Annotated in this window: 19 protein-coding genes; 4 read left to right on the plus strand and 15 right to left on the minus strand. The window is 32.0% G+C overall.

Going from position 1 to position 19,677, the window contains the following annotated elements; translation table 11 throughout:
• The 6 genes from SAR11G3_RS07685 to SAR11G3_RS03405 all read right to left on the minus strand — a co-directional run bounded on the left by SAR11G3_RS07685 (window position 1) and on the right by SAR11G3_RS03405 (window position 4,702).
• Window positions 1-447: a laccase domain-containing protein gene (locus SAR11G3_RS07685; protein WP_013695362.1), complete on the minus strand. Its 447-nt coding sequence runs from the start codon at window positions 445-447 to the stop codon at window positions 1-3.
• Window positions 437-1,339: an SAM-dependent methyltransferase gene (locus tag SAR11G3_RS03385; RefSeq protein WP_013695363.1), complete on the minus strand. Its 903-nt coding sequence runs from the start codon at window positions 1,337-1,339 to the stop codon at window positions 437-439. The genes SAR11G3_RS07685 and SAR11G3_RS03385 overlap by 11 nt, the downstream gene beginning before the upstream one ends.
• 146 nt (window positions 1,340-1,485) lie before the next feature.
• Window positions 1,486-2,274 carry a prolipoprotein diacylglyceryl transferase gene (gene lgt, locus SAR11G3_RS03390; protein ID WP_013695364.1) on the minus strand — a complete coding sequence of 263 codons (789 nt, stop codon included), beginning with the start codon at window positions 2,272-2,274 and terminating at the stop codon, window positions 1,486-1,488.
• A complete protein-coding gene (locus SAR11G3_RS03395; protein WP_013695365.1) occupies window positions 2,274-3,578 on the minus strand; it encodes a sensor histidine kinase in 1,305 nt (434 codons plus the stop codon). The genes lgt and SAR11G3_RS03395 overlap by 1 nt, the downstream gene beginning before the upstream one ends.
• A gap of 2 nt (window positions 3,579-3,580) precedes the next feature.
• The gene (locus SAR11G3_RS03400) at window positions 3,581-4,264 is read right to left on the minus strand and encodes a response regulator transcription factor (protein ID WP_013695366.1); all 684 of its coding nucleotides are present in this window, start codon (window positions 4,262-4,264) and stop codon (window positions 3,581-3,583) included.
• Window positions 4,265-4,702 (minus strand): MarR family winged helix-turn-helix transcriptional regulator, encoded by a 438-nt coding sequence (locus SAR11G3_RS03405; protein ID WP_041862493.1) that lies wholly within the window; start codon window positions 4,700-4,702, stop codon window positions 4,265-4,267. It abuts the gene before it with no gap.
• A gap of 73 nt (window positions 4,703-4,775) precedes the next feature.
• Between SAR11G3_RS03405 and SAR11G3_RS03410 the strand changes: the two genes are divergently transcribed.
• Window positions 4,776-5,666: a branched-chain amino acid aminotransferase gene (locus tag SAR11G3_RS03410; protein WP_013695368.1), complete on the plus strand. Its 891-nt coding sequence runs from the start codon at window positions 4,776-4,778 to the stop codon at window positions 5,664-5,666.
• Here the strand turns inward: SAR11G3_RS03410 and pgsA are convergent.
• Genes pgsA through uvrB form a run of 6 tightly spaced genes read right to left on the minus strand, consistent with a single transcriptional unit; the run spans window position 5,663 to window position 11,383 of the window.
• Complete coding sequence (gene pgsA, locus SAR11G3_RS03415) at window positions 5,663-6,223, minus strand: CDP-diacylglycerol--glycerol-3-phosphate 3-phosphatidyltransferase (RefSeq protein ID WP_013695369.1); 561 nt, start codon at window positions 6,221-6,223, stop codon at window positions 5,663-5,665. The genes SAR11G3_RS03410 and pgsA overlap by 4 nt on opposite strands.
• Window positions 6,220-6,999: a helix-hairpin-helix domain-containing protein gene (locus SAR11G3_RS07510; RefSeq protein ID WP_013695370.1), complete on the minus strand. Its 780-nt coding sequence runs from the start codon at window positions 6,997-6,999 to the stop codon at window positions 6,220-6,222. Before SAR11G3_RS07510 ends, pgsA begins: the two co-directional genes overlap by 4 nt.
• Window positions 7,000-7,043: 44 nt before the next feature.
• The gene (gene uvrC, locus SAR11G3_RS07515; protein WP_013695371.1) at window positions 7,044-8,069 is read right to left on the minus strand and encodes an excinuclease ABC subunit UvrC; all 1,026 of its coding nucleotides are present in this window, start codon (window positions 8,067-8,069) and stop codon (window positions 7,044-7,046) included.
• Window positions 8,069-8,482 (minus strand): dihydroneopterin aldolase, encoded by a 414-nt coding sequence (locus tag SAR11G3_RS03425; protein WP_013695372.1) that lies wholly within the window; start codon window positions 8,480-8,482, stop codon window positions 8,069-8,071. Before SAR11G3_RS03425 ends, uvrC begins: the two co-directional genes overlap by 1 nt.
• 3 nt (window positions 8,483-8,485) lie before the next feature.
• Window positions 8,486-9,238, minus strand: a complete 753-nt coding sequence (locus SAR11G3_RS03430) for an SDR family oxidoreductase (RefSeq protein WP_013695373.1) — start codon at window positions 9,236-9,238, stop codon at window positions 8,486-8,488.
• Window positions 9,239-11,383: an excinuclease ABC subunit UvrB gene (gene uvrB, locus SAR11G3_RS03435; RefSeq protein WP_013695374.1), complete on the minus strand. Its 2,145-nt coding sequence runs from the start codon at window positions 11,381-11,383 to the stop codon at window positions 9,239-9,241.
• Between the two features lie 17 nt (window positions 11,384-11,400).
• Between uvrB and SAR11G3_RS03440 the strand changes: the two genes are divergently transcribed.
• Window positions 11,401-12,600 carry a pyridoxal phosphate-dependent aminotransferase gene (locus SAR11G3_RS03440; RefSeq protein WP_013695375.1) on the plus strand — a complete coding sequence of 400 codons (1,200 nt, stop codon included), beginning with the start codon at window positions 11,401-11,403 and terminating at the stop codon, window positions 12,598-12,600.
• Here SAR11G3_RS03440 and trxB read toward each other — a convergent pair.
• Window positions 12,597-13,547 carry a thioredoxin-disulfide reductase gene (trxB, locus tag SAR11G3_RS03445; protein ID WP_013695376.1) on the minus strand — a complete coding sequence of 317 codons (951 nt, stop codon included), beginning with the start codon at window positions 13,545-13,547 and terminating at the stop codon, window positions 12,597-12,599. The two genes, SAR11G3_RS03440 and trxB, sit on opposite strands and share 4 nt — an antisense overlap.
• Before the next feature lie 47 nt (window positions 13,548-13,594).
• Here trxB and SAR11G3_RS03450 point away from each other — a divergent pair, with 47 nt between their 5' ends.
• On the plus strand, window positions 13,595-14,563 hold the full coding sequence (locus SAR11G3_RS03450) for a mitochondrial fission ELM1 family protein (RefSeq protein ID WP_013695377.1): 969 nt from the start codon (window positions 13,595-13,597) through the stop codon (window positions 14,561-14,563).
• Complete coding sequence (locus SAR11G3_RS03455) at window positions 14,560-15,222, plus strand: hypothetical protein (RefSeq protein WP_013695378.1); 663 nt, start codon at window positions 14,560-14,562, stop codon at window positions 15,220-15,222. The genes SAR11G3_RS03450 and SAR11G3_RS03455 overlap by 4 nt, the downstream gene beginning before the upstream one ends.
• A 2-nt stretch (window positions 15,223-15,224) precedes the next feature.
• Here SAR11G3_RS03455 and carB read toward each other — a convergent pair whose 3' ends face one another.
• Window positions 15,225-18,440 carry a carbamoyl-phosphate synthase large subunit gene (gene carB, locus SAR11G3_RS03460; protein WP_013695379.1) on the minus strand — a complete coding sequence of 1,072 codons (3,216 nt, stop codon included), beginning with the start codon at window positions 18,438-18,440 and terminating at the stop codon, window positions 15,225-15,227.
• Window positions 18,424-19,617 (minus strand): glutamine-hydrolyzing carbamoyl-phosphate synthase small subunit, encoded by a 1,194-nt coding sequence (gene carA / locus SAR11G3_RS03465; protein WP_013695380.1) that lies wholly within the window; start codon window positions 19,615-19,617, stop codon window positions 18,424-18,426. Before carA ends, carB begins: the two co-directional genes overlap by 17 nt.
• Between the last annotated feature and the right edge of the window lie 60 nt (window positions 19,618-19,677).

Raw genomic sequence — 19,677 nt, forward strand, 5'->3', positions numbered from 1 at the left:
TTATTTTTTTTTTTTAAATAATGTCGAGGCATTTTTAATAATACCGCTAAAAGCTCCTTTCCACCCAGCATGGACGCAACAAATGTACTTATTTGTTTTTTCTGTCAATAGAATAGGAGCACAATCAGCTGTAAGAATTCCTATCGCAACTTTTTTAAGATCAGTAAATATGCCATCGGCATATCCAATTTTTATTTTATTTTTTGATGGTATTTTTTTAAGAGTTATTATTTTATTGCCATGCTGTTGGTGAAGTAAGAATAAAAACTTTGTTTTAATTTTTTTTTTGACAATTTCAATATTTTGATAAACGTATTTTTTTTTATCTTTAGATCCCAATCCACAATTTAATGTTCCATAAATTCCTTTGGAAGCTCCATTCTTTCTAGAAAAAAAAGCATGATGAACATTGTTGTTTTTGGAAAATAATTTTGATTTAAATATCATATTTAAAGTCAGTATTGTATTGGTTGGATATTATCAAAACTTTAAATAGACTTCCCATCTCTAAGGGGTGCAAAAGTCTTTTTAATGCAGTGTCTAAAAGCAACTGTTGATTTTTTTTTAGGTTCTTTTTTGCGTTGATAGCCCTCTCTTTAATCCCTAGTTTTTGCAAGAAGTTTGATTGGGTGGTAAATTCAACTAGATGCAATTTGTTTTTTTTAAATAATTTTATTAAGTGAAAAAAGTTTACCTGGTATGTAATATCACTTTCGCCTACATTTTGTAAAATATTAGATTTATTATTCTTATAAATAGCCTGAACGGTATCATTGCAAATTCTAGAGTCTTCTCCGTAGTCAATGGTTAAAAAAATAGAATTTTTATTTTTTAAAAGATCGGAAATCCTCTTTATAAGCTTTTCTAAAATTAGAGGATATTCAATAAATTTATTTATTTTTAAATTATAAATTTTTTCAATTTTTTTAATAGATTTTAACTTTGCTTTTTTAAATACGAAACTAAGCTGCTTTTTATCATTGAAAAACACATATTTTTCAAACCAAGAATCTCCACTTTTGCTAAATTGTTTAACGGGCAGAGCATCAAAAAACTCATTGCCAAGAATAATCAAATTATCTTTTTTTTTAAAGTCTTTAAGATTATCAATCCAGTAAATATTTTTTTCATTTTTAAGGTTTTTCTTTTGAATTTTTTTTAAACTTTTACTCTTTTCTAAAAAATAGTAATTAACCTTAGATTTAAAGAAATTTATTTTACCTAAACTTGAAATTATATCCTTTCCCATGGTTCCGTCTCCAGGGCCTAGCTCTAAGATATTGAGAGTTTTTGGTTTCTTAATTTTATTCCAAAAAAGAACAATCCAAATAGCTATCATTTCAGAAAATATGCTAGATACTTGTGGGGAAGTTACAAAATCTCCACCATGTCCGAATTTGGTTTTTTTTTGATAATAGCTATCTTTAAATTTGTAGAGACAAAAATCTATATATTGATCTAGAGGAAGAATTTTTTTTTTTAATTTTATCTAAAATCATTTTTTGACTTCCATATTATAAAAAAGATTCCGAAAAAAATTGTTATAAGACTCAGTAGTGTTCCCATGCTAAGTCCAAAGTACAAATAGCCTAAATGCTGATCTGGTTCTCGGAAAATTTCCGCAATGATTCTAAAAAAAGAATAGCTCATTAAAAAAACAATAGATAGGTAACCATTTTTTTTACTTAACCTCTTAACCAAAGAATTCATAATAAAAAACAATAATAGCCCCTCTAGTAATGCCTCATATAGTTGAGATGGGTGTCTTGCTATCTGATCGTAATTTGGAAAAATAAATGACCAGGAAACATCCGTTGCCTTTCCTACCAACTCACCATTAATAAAATTTGAAATTCTTCCTAAGAAAATCCCAATGGGAGATATGCATGCCAAAACATCTGTTAATGACCAAAATGAGATTTTATTTTTTTTAGAAAAAATAAAAGATGATATTACTATACCCATCAAACCTCCATGGAATGACATTCCGCCATTCCAGACTTTTGCTATCTCCGCCAAATTCGACAAATAAAAATTAAAATCATAAAAGAAAACATATCCAAGCCTACCACCAAAGATGATTCCCAAGACCGCCCACACGACGTAATCATCAAGATTTTGTGCAGATAAATTCGCATTTGAAAAGTTTTTTTTAATTAAGTATTTTCCCCAATAAACACCAAAAAAAATTCCAAAAATATATGCTAGTGAATACCATCGTATAGAAAGAAACCCCAAGTTTATTAAGACAGGATCAAAATTATGAACTATCATTAGGCAGGAAATGTTAGGGTCGCTCTTAGACCTGATTTATTTTTGCCTTCGGTAAATTTAATAGTTCCACCATGAGAGTTAACTATATCTTGGACTATTGATAAGCCCAAGCCAACACTGCCTTCAGACATATGTCTGCTTTTATCCAATCTATAGAAAGGTCTTAATACTCTTTCTCTTTCATTTTCAGGTATACCTGGTCCCTTATCTTCAACTGTAATTTCTATTTGTGATTTTGTTTTTTTTATTCCAACATCAGCATTGCCAGCATATTTTAAAGAGTTATCGATCAGATTGTATATACATCTCTTTATTAAGTGTTGTCTTCCAGTCATAAATATCTTTTCATTACACTGCAGAGTAAGAGATTTGTTGGAATATTTGTGAATGATTTCAGTTATTAAGTTTGAAAGATTAAATTGTATAGAATTGACAGATTCTTGCGTAGTCGAAAAGTCTAAATATTCAGAGATCATTTTTTCCATTTCTAGAATATCATCTTTAATTTTGTCTAAAGAATTATTTTTATTTAAAATTTCAATTTGTAATTTTAATCTAGTCAAGGGTGTTTTTAGGTCATGACTAATACCTGAAAGCATGGCTGTTCTTTGACTGATGTGTCGTAAAATTCTTCTTTTCATTTTTTCAAATTCAATGATTGCTTTTCTGACCTCCACTGCCCCAGTTGGTTTTAATTCTGCAACATATTGGCCTTTACCAAATTTTTCAGCAGAATCTGCAAGGATAGAAAAAGGTCTCACTTGGTTTCTTAAAAACAAAATAGATATTAGGAGCAAAAAGAAAGATGGAATGGTGATCCATAAAATAAAAATTCTTGCAGAAGAGTTTCTAATTCTAGACTTTAAAACAATAAATTGAATTACGTCTTTGTTAGTACTAATTCTAATATCAACGACATCTTTTTTGCTTTTGGTGTCATACCAAAATGGTACTCGCAGATCTTTACTTAACCGTTCTTCCAAAAGCTGATCATGCAAGCTATATGTAAATACATCTTTAAATTTAGGAAGCTTATGATTTTTTTTAACATTAATTTTTAAAATCAATTTTTTTTCTAAAACTTTTTTAATGAAATTAAAATCTTTTCTTGTTTCTGGATCTATATAAACCTCCGTTACTGCATTGATTTCGCCAGCCAAAGTTCTTACTAGCTCTTTATTAGTTTTAATCCATAGACTGTCAAAAAAAACCACAATTAGAATCAGCTGCAATAGTGCAATGGGAGTGATTATAATAAATAAATATCGAAAAAAAATAGTTTTAGGTAAAATTTTTTTTAACATGTTTAATCAGTCCAAAGAATATAACCATTGCCCCGAACAGTTTGTAAATACTTTGGATTTTTTGGATCTGGCTCTATTTTTTGTCTTAATCTTGTAATCATAACATCGACAGCTCTTTCTTTAGTTAAATGAACTATTCTAGATATTTGTTCTCTATGAAAAATCTGTCCCACTGACAAAATCATATTTTCTAAAAGAGATTTTTCTGCAGCATTTAGTTTTGCCTCACCAGATTTTGATTTGATAGACATTTTTTCTAAATCAACTCTTATATCTCCAAACTTTAGTATGGGATTTAAATGTTTATTTTTTTGAACTCTCTTGAGTATATTTTTTATTCTTAAAAGAAGCTCTTTGGGCTCAAATGGTTTGGGTAGGTAATCATCAGCACCTGTCTCTAGTCCGTAAATCCTATCAGAAGTGCCTCCCATTGCAGTAAGTAGGATGATAGGCTGATCACTGCTTGTTTTGATTTCTTTTGTTAGCTCTAGCCCGCTTTGACCTGGCATCATAATATCCAAAATAATTAAATCAAATTTGATTAATTTTATTTTATTTTTTGCATCGTCAGAATTTTTGGCAGTAGTCGTATAAAAATTGTTACCTTGAAGATATTCTTTTGTAAGTTCTCTTATCCTGTCATCATCATCTACAATTAAAATATGTTTTTTTTCTTCTATTTTCATTTAATTATTAACAATTTTCTTTAATACCTTTTTAAAGTTAAGTACCTCTTGAGAATCACACTCTTTAAACGCTTCGAGTATCCTCTTTTTTTGAATATTAAATATTTCTTCACTAATTCTCCCTCCCTTTTCTGTAAGATGAAGCAATCTTTGTCTACCATCAATATCACCTTTGGACTGTGAAATAATCTTATCTTTAATCAACTCTTGTAACACACGACTTAAGCTTTGTTTTGTAATTTTTAATTTTTTGATTAAATCAGCAACTTTTATTCCAGGATTTGCATTCACAGTACAAATGAGCCTATGGTGGGCCCTACCAAAAGAATTTTTTTTCAAAATTTCATAAGGATCCGAGTAAGATTCAGTGTAAGCCTCAAGCATTAATTCAATAATTTCCTTGATGTTGTTTTCTCTTAAATATAAAAAATCATTCATAAATTTATTTATGTAGTCAGTATTGCTGACATATATTATATTAAAATTAAAATTAATTGAAAACAATTTATACATGAGCAGCATACCCTACGATCAAATGACTGGAAAAATATGGCTTGATGGCAGTCTTGTAGATTGGAATCAGGCAAAGCTGCACGTCCTAACGCATGGCCTTCACTATGCTAGCTCAGTTTTTGAAGGAGAGCGCGTATATGATGGTGAGATATTTAAATTAACAGAACATACTGAAAGACTCATTTATTCTGCAAGCAGACTCGGTTTTGAAATACCTTATTCAATTGAGGAAATTAATTCTTTTTGTAGAGAAGTTGTTAAAGTTCAAAAAATTGAAAATGGATATGTAAGACCCGTTGCATGGAGAGGTAGTGAGATGATGGCAGTGTCGGCACAAAATAGCACTATTCATTTTGCAATAGCTGCTTGGGTATGGGGATCTTATTTTGATCCAAAAATTAAATTGAACGGCATTAAATTGGATATTTCTAAATGGAAAAAGCCAGCTCCCGATTCCATACCATGGGATGCTAAAGCTGCAGGAAATTATATGATTAACACACTATCTAAACATGAGGCTGAAAAAAATGGATTTAACGATTCTATGATGCTTGATTATCAGGGAAATATTGCCGAAGCTACTGGAGCAAATGTTTTTTTTATTAATCAGGAACAAACAGAAATATACACACCTATTGCTGATAGCTTTTTAGATGGGATTACAAGAAGAACGGTTATTGAAATAGCAAAAAAATTAAAATTAAAAATTACTGAAAAAAAAATTAAGCCAGATGATTTAAAAAGTTATACAGGATGTTTTCTAACTGGATCTGCAGCAGAGGTAACGCCTGTATCGCAAATTGGAATTTATTCCTTTAAGGTGTTGGACATAATTGGAAAATTGTCAGAGGAGTATCAGTTGCTAGTAAGAAAAAAAATAGTTACTTAATCAATTGCGTGATTTATTCCTTTTTTAATATACGAATATCCAGTAATTAAAGTTAAAAAAGCTGAAAACCAAAGCAACGCAATTCCTATTTCAGATCCATAGTTAAAAAGCAATTTATCTCCTGAGGATCCGGTAAGCAAAACAGAAATAGCGAACATTTGAAAAAAAGTTTTTATTTTTGCCATATTGGATACTGGCATTTTCAATCTGAATTTCGCTAAGTATTCTCTTAAACCAGATACTAAAATTTCTCTAGAAACTATAATTATTGCAGCAATTACTTCTTGTCCTTCTATCTGTTTGCTTGAAACCAGAAGCACAAGGGCAGTAACAACAATAATTTTATCTGCAATAGGATCTAGCAATTCTCCAAGTTTAGATTGTTGCTTTAGTAATCTTGCAAAAAAGCCATCTAAAAAATCGGTAAAACTTGCAATTACAAAAATTGAAAAAGATAGCCAATTGCCCAAACTTCCAGGAAGAAAAAATGCAAATACTAGAAAAGGAACTAAAATTAACCGTCCAATCGTTAGAATATTAGGTATTTTAAAAATCATAAAAAATTCTTATTAAGATGAAAATAATTATATATTTTTTTTGCAATTAATTCACTAATTCCGTCCACTTTCTTTAAATCTTCAAGACTAGCTCCTTCGATAGTTTTTGCCGAACCAAAATGATTTAGTAATGTTTTTTTTCTATTACGTCCGATTCCGGGTATCTCATCCAATGGAGATACTAAAAAAGATTTTTTCCTTTTTTTTCTATGAGTGAATATTGCAAATCTATGAGCCTCATCCCTGAGTCTTTGCATAAAAAAAAGTAGTGGATTGTTTTTTTCTAATTTAATTATTTTATTATTGTAGATGAATGTTTCATTTCCATCATTTCTATTTTTTCCTTTAGCGATAGCAATAATTGGCAACTGGTGAAAACCTAATTGATCTAGTTTGCTTCTTACCACGGAATATTGACCCTTACCCCCATCAATAAGAAGAAGGTCAGGGACATTGTCACCTTCAGATTGCTTTACTAGTTTAGAAAATCTTCTTTCTATTACTTCATTCATCATGCCGTAGTCATCACCAGGATTAATATTTTTATTTTTTATATCAAATTTTCTATATCTATTTTTTAAAAATCCTTCTTTGCCAAAGCTTACAAAACTTCCGATAGCATTTGTTCCTTGAGTATGGCTGTTGTCATAAATTTCAATTAGAGTTGGCACAAAGCCTAAGTTAAACTTTTCTCTAAGCAGTGTTAACGAATTATTATTTTGGTCTGAGTCAAATATTTTTCTTTGCAAACTCTCTTTAGCATTTTTAACTGCCATATTGATAATGGCTAGCTCACTTTTCTTTTTTGGTATTTTAAAACTTATTTTTTTTTATTTTTTCTCTCTAGGGCTTTTTGCAAAAGGTCTAAATTCTTAGGCTTGATATTTAATACAATTTGCCTTGGTGGAATTTTATTTTCATAAAATTGAGCTAAAAAAGCATCCATAACTTCAGATTCGCTATTTTCCGAATCGTGTTTGGGAAAAAAACATTGATTACCCCAGTTTTGTTTTGATCTATAAAAAAAAACTACAATACATGAAATATTAGAACTTCTATAAGAAACCACTACATCAGCATCTATAAAATTATCTTTATTAATTTGTTGGGAGGATTGAATGTAGGTTAAGGATTTAATTCTATCTCTAAATATCGCTGCTTTTTCAAAATCAAGATTTTTACTAGCCACTTCCATCTCTTTTGAAAATTTTTGTTGTATAGACCTTGATTTTCCATTTAAAAAATCAATACAGTTTTGAACAGATATTTTGTAATTTATTTTTTCAATTTCATTCGTGCAGGGAGCTGAGCATCTTTTAATTTGATATAGCATGCAGGGGCGTGTCCTGTTTTTAAAAGTGTGATCATCACAAACTCTTATTTGAAAAACCTTTTGAAGCATTTTAATAGTCCAATTGGCCGAAGCAACAGAAGCAAAGGGACCAAAATATAAATCTTGGTCGTTATGCTTACCTCTAAATTTTGTCAGCTGTGGCCAGGAGTCACTCATGCGTATTTGTATATAGGGAAAGGATTTGTCATCCTTTAGTAGGACATTATATCTTGGTTTAAATTTTTTAATTAAGTTAGCTTCGAGGAGCAAAGCCTCCGACTCATTGCTAGTAGTTATTATTTCTAACTCTTTAATAGAGGAAATAAGCCGTTGAGTTCTAACCGCTAATCCAGAACTAGATGTATAGTTTTGAAGTCTCTTTGGCAGATTTTTTGCTTTACCAATATAAATAATTTTATTTTTATTATCTAAAAATTTATAGATACCTGGACTATTAGGAATATTTTTGATCTTTGATTTAACTAATAATTTACCACTTTCTAGTAGATCCATCACTTTTTACGCTTACTGATTTGAAATCCTACTGAAGCTCCTTTTTTTAAAATATCTAATTTTTCTATTTCCAGCTCAATAGCAGTAATTTTTTTATTTTTTAAAATATCTTTGACTACCAATTCTCCTAAAATTTCTAAAAAATTAATTTTTTTATCTAAAATGTTATTTATAATTCTCATGATGTCATCGTAGTCCACTATTGTATTTAGATTGTTATCATTAAATTTTATTTTGCGATCAATCTCTAGCTTAATATTAAATTTCAATTTTTGTTTTCGGACTTTTTCTTTAGGGTAGTATCCAAAAATTGTATTTATAATAAGATTTTTAATAAGAATTTTTTTGACAAGTTTTGAAGAAACAGGCTTTTCAATAATTTGCATTAGAGTATTATCTTTGAGATTTTTCATTTTCTATTCTTTTACATTGATAAGGTCTGGAGTTTTCCAGGCGAGATTTTGACCGCTATCTACTGGAATGGTTAATCCAGTAATAGAATCATTTCCCAAAATAAATTCTATTGTTTTGCAAATATTTATGACTTTTGTTTGTTTTTTTAAAATTGTATTTTTAAATTGTTTTTCAAAATGTTTTTGGGATTGTCTTTTATTTTTCATCACTGGGCCCGGGGCTATTGCATTGACTCTAATTTTTGGAGCAAATTTCATAGCAAGCGTCTTGGTTAGTGTTTCCAAGCCAGCTTTACTAAGAGTATAAGATAAAAAATAGGGAGTTAGCTTGAAGACTCTTTGATCTATAATATTAATAATATTGCCCTGAATATCTTTTTTTTGCTTCGCGAATTCACCAGAAAGTATAGCGGGTGCTTTTAAGTTAACATCAAAGTGTGACTGCCACTTTTGATTGTTAAAATCTAAGATATCGTCATTTTCAAAAATTGAAGCACAATTGACAAGGCAATCTATTGCTCCCATTTTTTTCTTTGCTACTTTTAATATGGATCTTGTCTCATTGGGCTTTGAAAGGTCTCCCTTCACAATAACACACAATACCCCCATAGAAATAATTTTCTTTTTAAGAGCAGTTGCCTCCTTTTTAGATTTGTGAAAATGAATTACTATATTCCATCCTTTTTTTGCAAAAAAAATAGAGATTTCCTTCCCAATTCTTTGTGCCCCTCCAGTAATTAAAATATTTTTTTTCATTTATCTTTTTTTCTTTACTTTTGAACCTGCTTTGCCCTGAGTTGACCTTCCATATAATGAGTTATTGGGTCCATATTTTTTTATACTTGAGTTAATAGCCAATCCTAAATCCGAATTTTCTAATTTTTTTATTTCATCTCTTATTTTTGCAGCCTTTTCAAATTCTAGATTGTCTGCTGAAATATGCATGTCTTTTTTCAGAGATTTTAAGTGCTTTTTTAAATTGCCACCAATTTCTATATTTTTTTCAGCATTCAAGTAATCTTTTTCATAGACGCTTTCAAGAATATCTCCAATATTCTTCTGAATGCTCTGAGGTGTAATATTGTTTTTTTTATTAAAAAGTTCCTGCCTAGATCTTCTTCTGTCAGTTTCTTCAATCGCTTTTTTTATGCTTTTGGTTTCTTTATCGGCATATAAAATGACTTTTCCTTCCACATTTCTTGCTGCCCTACCAATTGTTTGTATTAACGATGTTTCCGATCTCAGAAAGCCTTCTTTATCAGCATCTAGAATTGCTACTAATGCGCATTCAGGAATATCTAAGCCTTCTCGTAAAAGATTTATACCTACCAGAACATCAAAAACCCCTAGTCTTAGGTCTCTAATAATCTCAATTCTTTCCAGAGTGTCAATTTCTGAGTGCATGTATCTTACCTTAATTCCATTTTCATCTAAATATTCAGTAAGATCTTCAGCCATTTTTTTAGTTAATGTAGTTGCTAAAACTCTTTGTTTTTTTTTAACAATTTTTAAACATTCTGAAAGTAAGTCATCTACTTGATTTTTTGCAGGACGAATAAGAATATCTGGGTCTGTTAATCCTGTAGGTCTTATAACTTGTTCTGCAAATACACCCTTAGACTGATCTAGCTCCCAGTTTCCAGGAGTGGCTGAAACAAATATAGTTTCAGACCTCATCATGTCCCATTCTTCAAATTTCAAAGGCCTGTTATCCATGCAGGAAGGCAATCTAAATCCATAGTCAGAAAGAGTTTTTTTTCTTGTATGGTCGCCTTTATACATTCCGTTCAGTTGAGGTACGGTTACATGACTTTCATCTACAAAAATAATTGCATTGTCAGGCAAATATTCAAATAATGTTGGTGGGGGTTCACCAGGACTTCTACCTGATAGAAATCTTGAATAATTTTCAATTCCTGCACATGTTCCAGTAGCCTCAATCATCTCTAAATCGAATCTTGTTCTTTCGTCTATTCTTTGTGCTTCGAGTAATTTATTTTCTTTTCTGAATTTTTTTAAAGTTGTAACGAGTTCTGCTTTAATTTCTTTTATGGCTTGCTGTACGGTTGGTCGGGGAGTGATATAATGGCTATTAGCATAAATCTTTATAATATTTAAATCTTCCGTCTTGTCTCCTGTCAAAGGATCAAACTCTTTTAAGCTTACTATCTTTTCATCATCCAATGAAATTCGCCATGCTCTATCTTCTAAATGAGATGGAAAAATTTCTATATTTTCTCCACGCACTCTAAACGATCCTCTGTAAAAATTTTGATCATTTCTTTTGTATTGCAACTCAACAAGACCTTTAATTATTTTTTCTCTATTATAAGAATTGTTTTTTTCAAACGTAAATGTCATTTTTGAGTAAGAATCGGGAGATCCTAAACCATAGATACAAGAAACACTTGCTACAATTATAACATCATCTTTTTCAAATAAAGATCTTGTAGCTGAATGTCTCATTCTATCTATTTGTTCATTGATAGCAGATTCTTTTTCAATAAATGTATCAGATCTTGGTACATATGCTTCGGGAGTATAATAATCATAATAAGAGACGAAATATTCAACTGCATTCTCATTAAAAAAACTTTTCATCTCACCATACAGTTGAGCAGCTAACGTTTTGTTGGGAGCCAAAATTATTGCAGGTCTATTTAGTTCTTCAATAATCTTTGCCATAGTGAAGGTTTTTCCAGATCCAGTCACTCCAAGCAAAACCTGATCTTTTTGGTTAGTGAGCAAACCTTCACGAAGTTGTTTTATTGCGGTGGGTTGATCACCAGCGGGGGTGAACGATGAAGTTAGTTTGAATTTTTTTCCACCTTCTAATTTTTTTAAAAAATTTTCTTTTTTGTTGTTCGCTTCTGGAGTATTAACAATTGATAATTTAGACATTTATATAAAATATTTTAATGAGCATACTATCAGAATCTTTATCTAGAATAAAACCATCTCCTACTATGGCTGTGGTTAAAAAAGCCACAGAGTTAAGATCTGCTGGAAAAGACATAATATCATTAGGAGCAGGAGAGCCAGATTTTGATACTCCTGAAAATATTAAGCAGGCTGCTATTGAGGCCATCAAAGATGGAAAAACAAAATACACAGTAGTAGATGGCACTATCGAGCTCAAGAGAGCTGTAATTGGAAAATTTAAAAGAGAAAATAACTTAATTTACAATGAAAAGCAGGTGACTGTAGGCGTTGGTGGGAAACATGTTATTTTTAACGCAATTTTAGCAACTATCAATCCAGGAGATGAGGTTTTGATACCGGCTCCTTACTGGGTGTCCTATCCCGATATTGTATTGTTGGCCGGAGGCACTCCTGTAATAGTTGAGTGTGAGGAAAGTGCTGACTTTAAGATTCTACCAGAACAAATAGAAAAGAATGTTACCAAAAATACAAAATGGATTATTTTAAACTCGCCTTCTAATCCAACCGGTTCTGTTTATTCGGAACAAGAGCTAAAAGATATTGGAGAAGTTTTAAAAAAATTTCCAAATGTTCATATTATGTCTGATGATATCTATGAGCATGTTCTTTATACGAAAAATAAATTCTTCACCATTGCCCAAATTCCAGAATTGTTTTCTAGAACGCTTACCATTAATGGATTGAGCAAATCATATGCTATGACAGGATGGAGAGTTGGCTATGCAGGTGGACCAGAAAATATCATTCAAGGTATCGCAAAGATTCAATCTCAATCTACAACCAATACCTCATCCATTAGCCAAGCAGCTGCAGAAGAAGCTTTGAATGGAACGCAGGATTTTATAAAAAAACGATCAGATGCATTTAAAGAGAGGAGGGATTTTGTTGTAAAAAAACTTAATTCCATAGAAGGTCTTTCTTGCAAAAATCCAGAAGGTGCATTTTATGTTTTTCCTAATTGCAAAGACTGCATTGGAAAAAAAGACATTAATAAAAAAGAAATTGTAAATGATGCAGATTTTGTCACTTCGTTGTTGGAAAACACAGGCGTGGCTGTTGTTCAAGGATCTGCTTTTGGAAAGGAGGGGTATTTTAGAATTTCTTATGCGACTTCTATGAAGAACCTTTCTGAGGCTTTAGATAAAATAGAAGAGTATTGTAAGCAACTATCTTAGTTTTTTTCAGATAGTAATTTTTCAGCTTCCAAGGCTGCCATGCATCCCATACCTGCTGCAGTCACCGCCTGTCGAAACGTTTTATCTTTTACATCCCCAGCTGCAAAAATTCCCTTTATATTTGTTTTGGTAGAGTCGGGATCTGTGAGAATATATCCTTCGGTATCCATTTTAATTTGATCTTTAAAAATTTTAGTTGCTGGATCATGACCAATTGCCACAAAAACACCATGAGTATTTAATTGTTTGGTAGTTTTGTCTTTTGTGTTTTCTAACAATACTCCGGTAACTCCCTTTGGGTTATCAGTTCCAATTATTTCTTTTACTGCACTATCCCAAATAATATTAATTTTCGGATGGGAAAGAATCTTTTGTTGTAAAAGCTTTTCTGCCCTTAGGGTGTCTCGTCGATGAACTAGCGTTACCTTCGATGCAAATTTAGTTAAAAATAAAGCCTCTTCAACTGCTGCATTACCACCACCCACAACCATTACTTCTTTATCTTTGTAAAAAAAACCATCGCAAGTAGCACACGCGGAAACTCCAAATCCTCTAAACTTAGTTTCACTTTCTAAATTAAGCCAGCGAGCTTGTGCCCCTGTAGATATGATAACAGAATCGGCTGTATAGGTAGTTCCACTTTCTCCAATTAATATAAATGGATTGCTGGTAAAATTTACCTCTTTGATCATATCATTTTCAAAAATCGTACCCACAGCTTCTGCTTGTTTTTGCATTTCCTCCATTAACCAAGGACCTTGTATTACATCAGAAAATCCAGGATAGTTTTCTACATCAGTAGTAGTAGTTAGCTGACCTCCGGGCTCCATTCCAGAAATAAGAGTTGGTTTAAGCATGGCTCTAGCAGCATATATTGCAGCAGTATATCCAGCTGGACCCGACCCTATGATTAATACTTTTGAATGTGATTCTTTATTTTGACTCATTTATTAAGTTTATTATCAGTAAAATTAATTTAGGTATATATATCTTGATGAAAAATATTAATGCTTGGTTATTAACAGAGGGTGCCCATGGCATGATCAGTCAAGTTGAAGGATTGGCAAAAGCGCTCAACGTAAATTTTATTCATAAAAAAATAGTTTACAACTCTTTCTGGAGTTTGATCCCACCTTCAATATCCCCCACAAGCAGGAATACTTTTAATTTTTCTAATATTATTGAGTACAATTCAGCAAACAAAAGGCCAACCCTTTTGATTTCATGCGGAAGAAAAAGTGTTATTCCATCTATAGTCCTTAAAAATTATTTACATACAAAAAATAATATGGAAGTTTATAATATTCATATTCAAGATCCAAAAGTACAAATTAACAATTTTAATTTTATTGTTGTTCCTGAACACGATCGATTAGAAGGAGAGAATGTTATTAAATCTAAGGGAGCTATTCATTATATTACAGACGAAGAAATTCAGGGCGCTAAAGCTCTGGCCTTAAGTAAAAATGTTTTAACCGTAATTCTTGGTGGCCCAACTAAACATTATTCTTTTTCATTAGGAGAATTAAAACAATTGTTTCATAAAATAGAACTACTTTTCCTTCACAAGGTTGAAGAAGTTAAAATTGTTTCCTCAAGACGTACACCGGAACTAGTAGTGAGTTTTTTACAAGATAGGTATAAGGATAATGCAAGAGTCGTTGTAGATTCTTCACTTTCCAGAAAAAACTATATTGAGGCCCTTGCCCAGGCTAAAAAAATTATTGTCACTTCCGATTCTATTTCCATGCTATCCGAGGCAGCCACTACAGGAGTGCCAATCTATTTAGCTAAATTAAAATCTTATAAAAATGATCATCGTTTTGATAGTTTTTTAAAATCATTTAAAAAACTTAATATAATTAAAGATTTAGAAACAAATGAAGATAGCTGGACTTATGATAAGCTTTATGAGACTAAAAGAATTGCTGAATTGTTAAAAAATAAAATTATATTGTCATGAGCTTTTTAAATTCTGTTAAAAATCAATCAAATAAATTAAGCGATCCTTTTGTTCACTGGGAATTTAATAACCCTCTTACAGAAAAGATGATTGATGAAATTTATAATACCGAAATAGACGATCCTACTAGATATGAAATTAACTATGATGGAACCAGAGCTATAGATGGAGGAGACGGAAATTTTAGGGAAGGAATTTCTGATGGTGGAAAGGCATTAAAATTTAGATGTTTTTTAGAAAAACATAACACCCAAGAATTTCCGGAGTTGTTCAGCCTAGTTCAGGAGCTACAATCAAAAAAAACACACGAGCATATCGGTTCTTTAATTGGTAAGGATTTGTCAAAATCCTATGTAAGACTTGAGGTAATTTGTGATCGAAAAGGTTTTTGGCTAAAACCTCATTGTGATATTAAGGAAAAATTGCTTTCTTGCCTCCTGTTTGTAAATCGTTTTGGAGAGTCTGAAGATCTTGGAACAGACTTTTATAGTTCCAAATTAAAATTGGTAAAAACAGTTCCTTACAAAAATAACTATGGTTACTTTTTTAGTAGTGACAAAAATAGTTGGCATGGCATGGAAAAAAAAGTGATTCAAAAAGACAGAAGATGTATACAAATAAATTACGTTACTTTTAAAACTGATTGGCCCGTTTTGTAGGACTATAAATCCTGAATGGGCATAACTCCCATTTTTTTATTTTTCATTGATATAATCGCTTCAGTGCAAGCAATCGCTCCTGCTAATGTGGTGAAGTAAGGAATACCATTATTCAGTGCTGACCTTCTCAAAGACTTTGAATCCTCTATAGATTTTTTCCCAGAAGTTGTATTGATCACAATTGATATTTTTTTATCATCCAAATATTCTACTACGTGAGGGGACCCTTGAGTGGCTTTGTTGATTTTTTTACAAATAATGCTTTCAGAATTTAAAATCTCAGCAGTGCTATTGGTTGCCAGTAGGTTGAATCCAAGATCTAATAATTTTTTTGCAAAATTTTTAATGTGAGGTTTGTCTTTGTCATTTACAGATATAAACACCGTCCCTTCTTTTGGTAGTGTATTACCTGCAGAGATCTGGCTTTTGGCATAAGCCATACCAAAGTCAGTGTCTATTCCCATAGATTCTCCTGTTGATTTCATTTCAGGACCCAGGATTGTGTCAACCTCTGGAAATTTATTAAAAGGGAAGACTGCTTCTTTTACAGAAAAGGTTTTCAATTGTTTATTTGGTATGTTTAGGTCCTTAAGCTGCAAACCTGACATTACTTTAGTTGCTATTTTTGCTACGGAAATATTAGAAGCTTTCGAAACAAAAGGAACGGTTCTACTAGCTCTTGGGTTTACTTCTAAAACATAAATATTCTTATCCTGTATGGCAAATTGTATGTTGATTAACCCCACAACTCCAATGCTAGTAGCTAATTTTTTAGTTTGTTTTTTTACTTCATTAATTATTTCTTCAGAGAGAGAGTAGGGCGGTATACAGCAAGCAGAATCTCCAGAATGAATACCTGCTTCTTCTATATGCTCCATGACACCTGAAACAAAAACATTCTCTCCATCGCAAATAGCATCCACATCCACTTCAATTGCATCATTCAAAAAACGGTCTAATAAAACTGGATTATTTCCAGAAACTTTCACGGCTTCTTGTATGTATCTTGTGAGCTGTTCATCGTCATGAATAATTTCCATAGCTCTACCGCCAAGAACGTATGAGGGCCTAATAACGAGAGGATATTTAATTTTTTTTGCAATCTCAAAAGCTTCCTCCTTAGATCTAGCCAAACCATTCTCAGCTTGTTTTAAGCCAAGCTCGTTTATTAAATTACTAAATCTTTCCCTATCCTCAGTTAGATCAATAGAATCTAGAGGGGTTCCAAGGATTGGATAGCCATTATCATGAATAGCTTTTGCCAACTTTAAAGGTGTCTGGCCGCCAAACTGAACAATTACTCCTTTTAATTTTCCCTTTAAACTTTCTTTCTTTAAGATTTCTAAAACAAACTCTTCAATCAATGGCTCAAAATAAAGCCTGTCACTTGTATCATAATCTGTAGATACAGTTTCGGGATTACAATTGATCATAATGGTTTCGTAATCTAATTCACTCAATGCATAACTTGCCTGACAACAACAGTAATCAAATTCAATTCCTTGCCCTATTCTGTTAGGACCGCCTCCAATAATTACTACTTTTTCTTTTGTAGTAGGATTAGATTCACAATCGTTGGCATCATCAATTCCAGTGTCGTATGTTGAATACATATAGGGAGTTTGAGAATCAAATTCAGCAGCGCACGTATCAACTTTTTTATAGACAGGAACAATTCCCAACACATTCCTTTTTAAAGTAATTTCAGATAGTGGCTTATTCGTTAATGTAGATATTTGCTTATCACTAAATCCAGATGATTTAATAAATTTAAAAAAACCCCTATTTTCTAAAGCATCGGCTTTGACTATTTCTTTTTCAATACCAGTGATTTCCTTAACCTGCTTTAAAAACCAAGGATCAATTTTAGTTATTTCGTATAACTCTTCTAATGAAAAATTCATTCTAAAAGCTTCTGCTACATAAAGTATTTTTTGAGGGATGTTTTCACTAAGTTTTTTTTTCAACTCCTCTTTATTGATAGAAATTGAATCTAGGCCATCCAACCCAACCTCCAGAGAGACTAATGCTTTTTGTAAAGATTCTTTAAAATTCCTTCCAATAGCCATTGTTTCACCAACTGACTTCATGGCAGTGCCAAGCACTGCTTTTGATTTTTGAAATTTTTCAAAAGCAAATCTTGGTATTTTGGTTACAACATAATCAATAGTTGGCTCAAATGATGCAGGAGTATTTCCAGTAATATCATTTGTAATTTCATCTAGCGTATAACCTATGGCTAGCTTTGCGGCCACTTTTGCTATTGGAAAACCAGTAGCTTTAGATGCTAATGCGGAAGATCGAGATACTCTTGGGTTCATTTCAATAACAATCATTCTTCCGTCCTTAGGATTGATTGCAAACTGAACATTAGAACCACCTGTCTCAACACCTATTTTTCTCAGGCAATCAATAGATGCGTTTCGCATAACCTGGTACTCTTTGTCGGTTAAAGTTAAAGCGGGAGCGACTGTCATGGAGTCCCCAGTGTGAATGCCCATCGGGTCTATATTTTCAATACTACAAATAATAATACAATTATCTTTTTTATCTCGAACCACTTCCATCTCAAACTCTTTCCAACCCACTAAAGACTCTTCTACGAGGACTTCGTGTGTAGGGGATAAAGACAGGCCATTTTTTAATATTTTTAAATATTCCTCCTCTGTATTTGCAACTCCTCCGCCAGTCCCACCCAAAGTAAATGAAGGTCTGATAATTACGGGGAGATTTATTTCTTCTAATATTTTTTTGGCCTGATCAATAGAGGTGCAAATCAAAGATCTTGCAGATTCCAAGCCTATTTCATTCATGTGTTTTTTAAATTTTTGTCTATCCTCTGCTTTATCAATTGCCTCTGCATTGGCTCCAATGAGCTCTATATTGTATTTTTTTAATATGCCGTTTTTGTGAAGCAGCATGGCTGCATTCAAACCTGTCTGACCACCCATAGTTGGCAGAATTGCATCTGGCTTTTCTATCTTGATAATCTCTTCTAAAATTTCAGATGTAATTGGCTCAATATAGGTTTTATCAGCAACATTAGGGTCGGTCATAATAGTTGCTGGATTAGAATTAATTAAAATAACTTTATAACCCTCTTTCTTCAGCGCTTTACAGGCTTGAGTTCCAGAGTAATCAAATTCGCAAGCCTGCCCAATAACAATAGGACCAGCACCAATAATTAATATAGTTTTAATGTCAGTTCTTTTTGGCATTGGATTTTATTATTTCTATAAATTGTTTAAATAAATAATTGCTATCGTGAGGACCTGGGCTTGCTTCTGGATGATATTGCACAGAGAAAGCAGATTTGTCGCTAGAAGAAATCCCTTCAATACTACCGTCAAATAAAGATACGTGAGTTATGTCGATGTCTTTAGGTAAGGTAGATTTGTCAATTTCAAAACCATGGTTTTGAGAAGTGATTTCTACTTTTTCAGTAAGTAAATTTTTGACTGGATGATTTGCACCTCGATGTCCTTGATGCATTTTTTTAGTCGTGCAGCCTAGTGCGTGACCAAGCAACTGATGTCCCAAGCATATTCCAAAAAGAGGAATCTTTTTCTCTAATATTTTTTGTATGCAAATTTTTGCAAAATTAGATGTTGCAGCAGGGTCACCTGGACCATTTGATAAAAAAATACCATCTGGGCTAAGTTCTAAAATTGTCTCAAAAGAACTATCAGCAGGAACAACTGTTACTTTACATTCTAAATTAGAAAAATTTCTTAAGATGTTTTTTTTAATTCCATAATCAATGGCTACAATATGAATCGAATGCTGGTTATTTTTTTTGTATCCTAATTTTTTATCCCAAAGAGCCACATCTTCCCATTGATAGGTTTTTTTACAGCAAACCTTCAGCGTTAAATCCAAACCTTTTAGACCCCCCCATTGCTTACATTGTTCTAAATAAAAATCTTTAGTTTTGGTATTGGCTTTGTCATGTACAATAGTTCCTTTTAAGGAGCCTTTTTTTCTAATCAAATTAGTTAATGCTCTAGTATCTATTCCTGAAATTCCAACAGTATTATTTTTTTTAAGCCATTCATTTAAATTTTCTAAAGAGCGGTAGTTAGACGGATCGGTAACTTCTTTTCCAAAAATTACGCCCTTTAACCATATTTTATTAGACTCAGTATCTTCCAAGTTGGTGCCAACATTACCAATATGAGGGAAGGTAAAATTAATAATTTGATCTGAATAAGAGGGGTCTGTAATAATTTCTTGGTAGCCTGTCATGGAGGTGTTAAAACAAACCTCACCCACAGCATACGACTCCGTACCCAGTCCAAAACCTTGAAAAGAGGTTCCGTCTTCTAAAATTAAAATACCTGTAGATTGCTGATTATATAAATATTCTGATTCTGCCGTTATTTCTTTATTTAACAAAAATACAACTCATAGGTTAAAGAATCATTCGTATAAAAAAAACTTGGGCGGAACATATGA

The sequence above is a fragment of the Candidatus Pelagibacter sp. IMCC9063 genome (assembly GCF_000195085.1).
Taxonomy (GTDB): Bacteria; Pseudomonadota; Alphaproteobacteria; order Pelagibacterales; family Pelagibacteraceae; genus IMCC9063.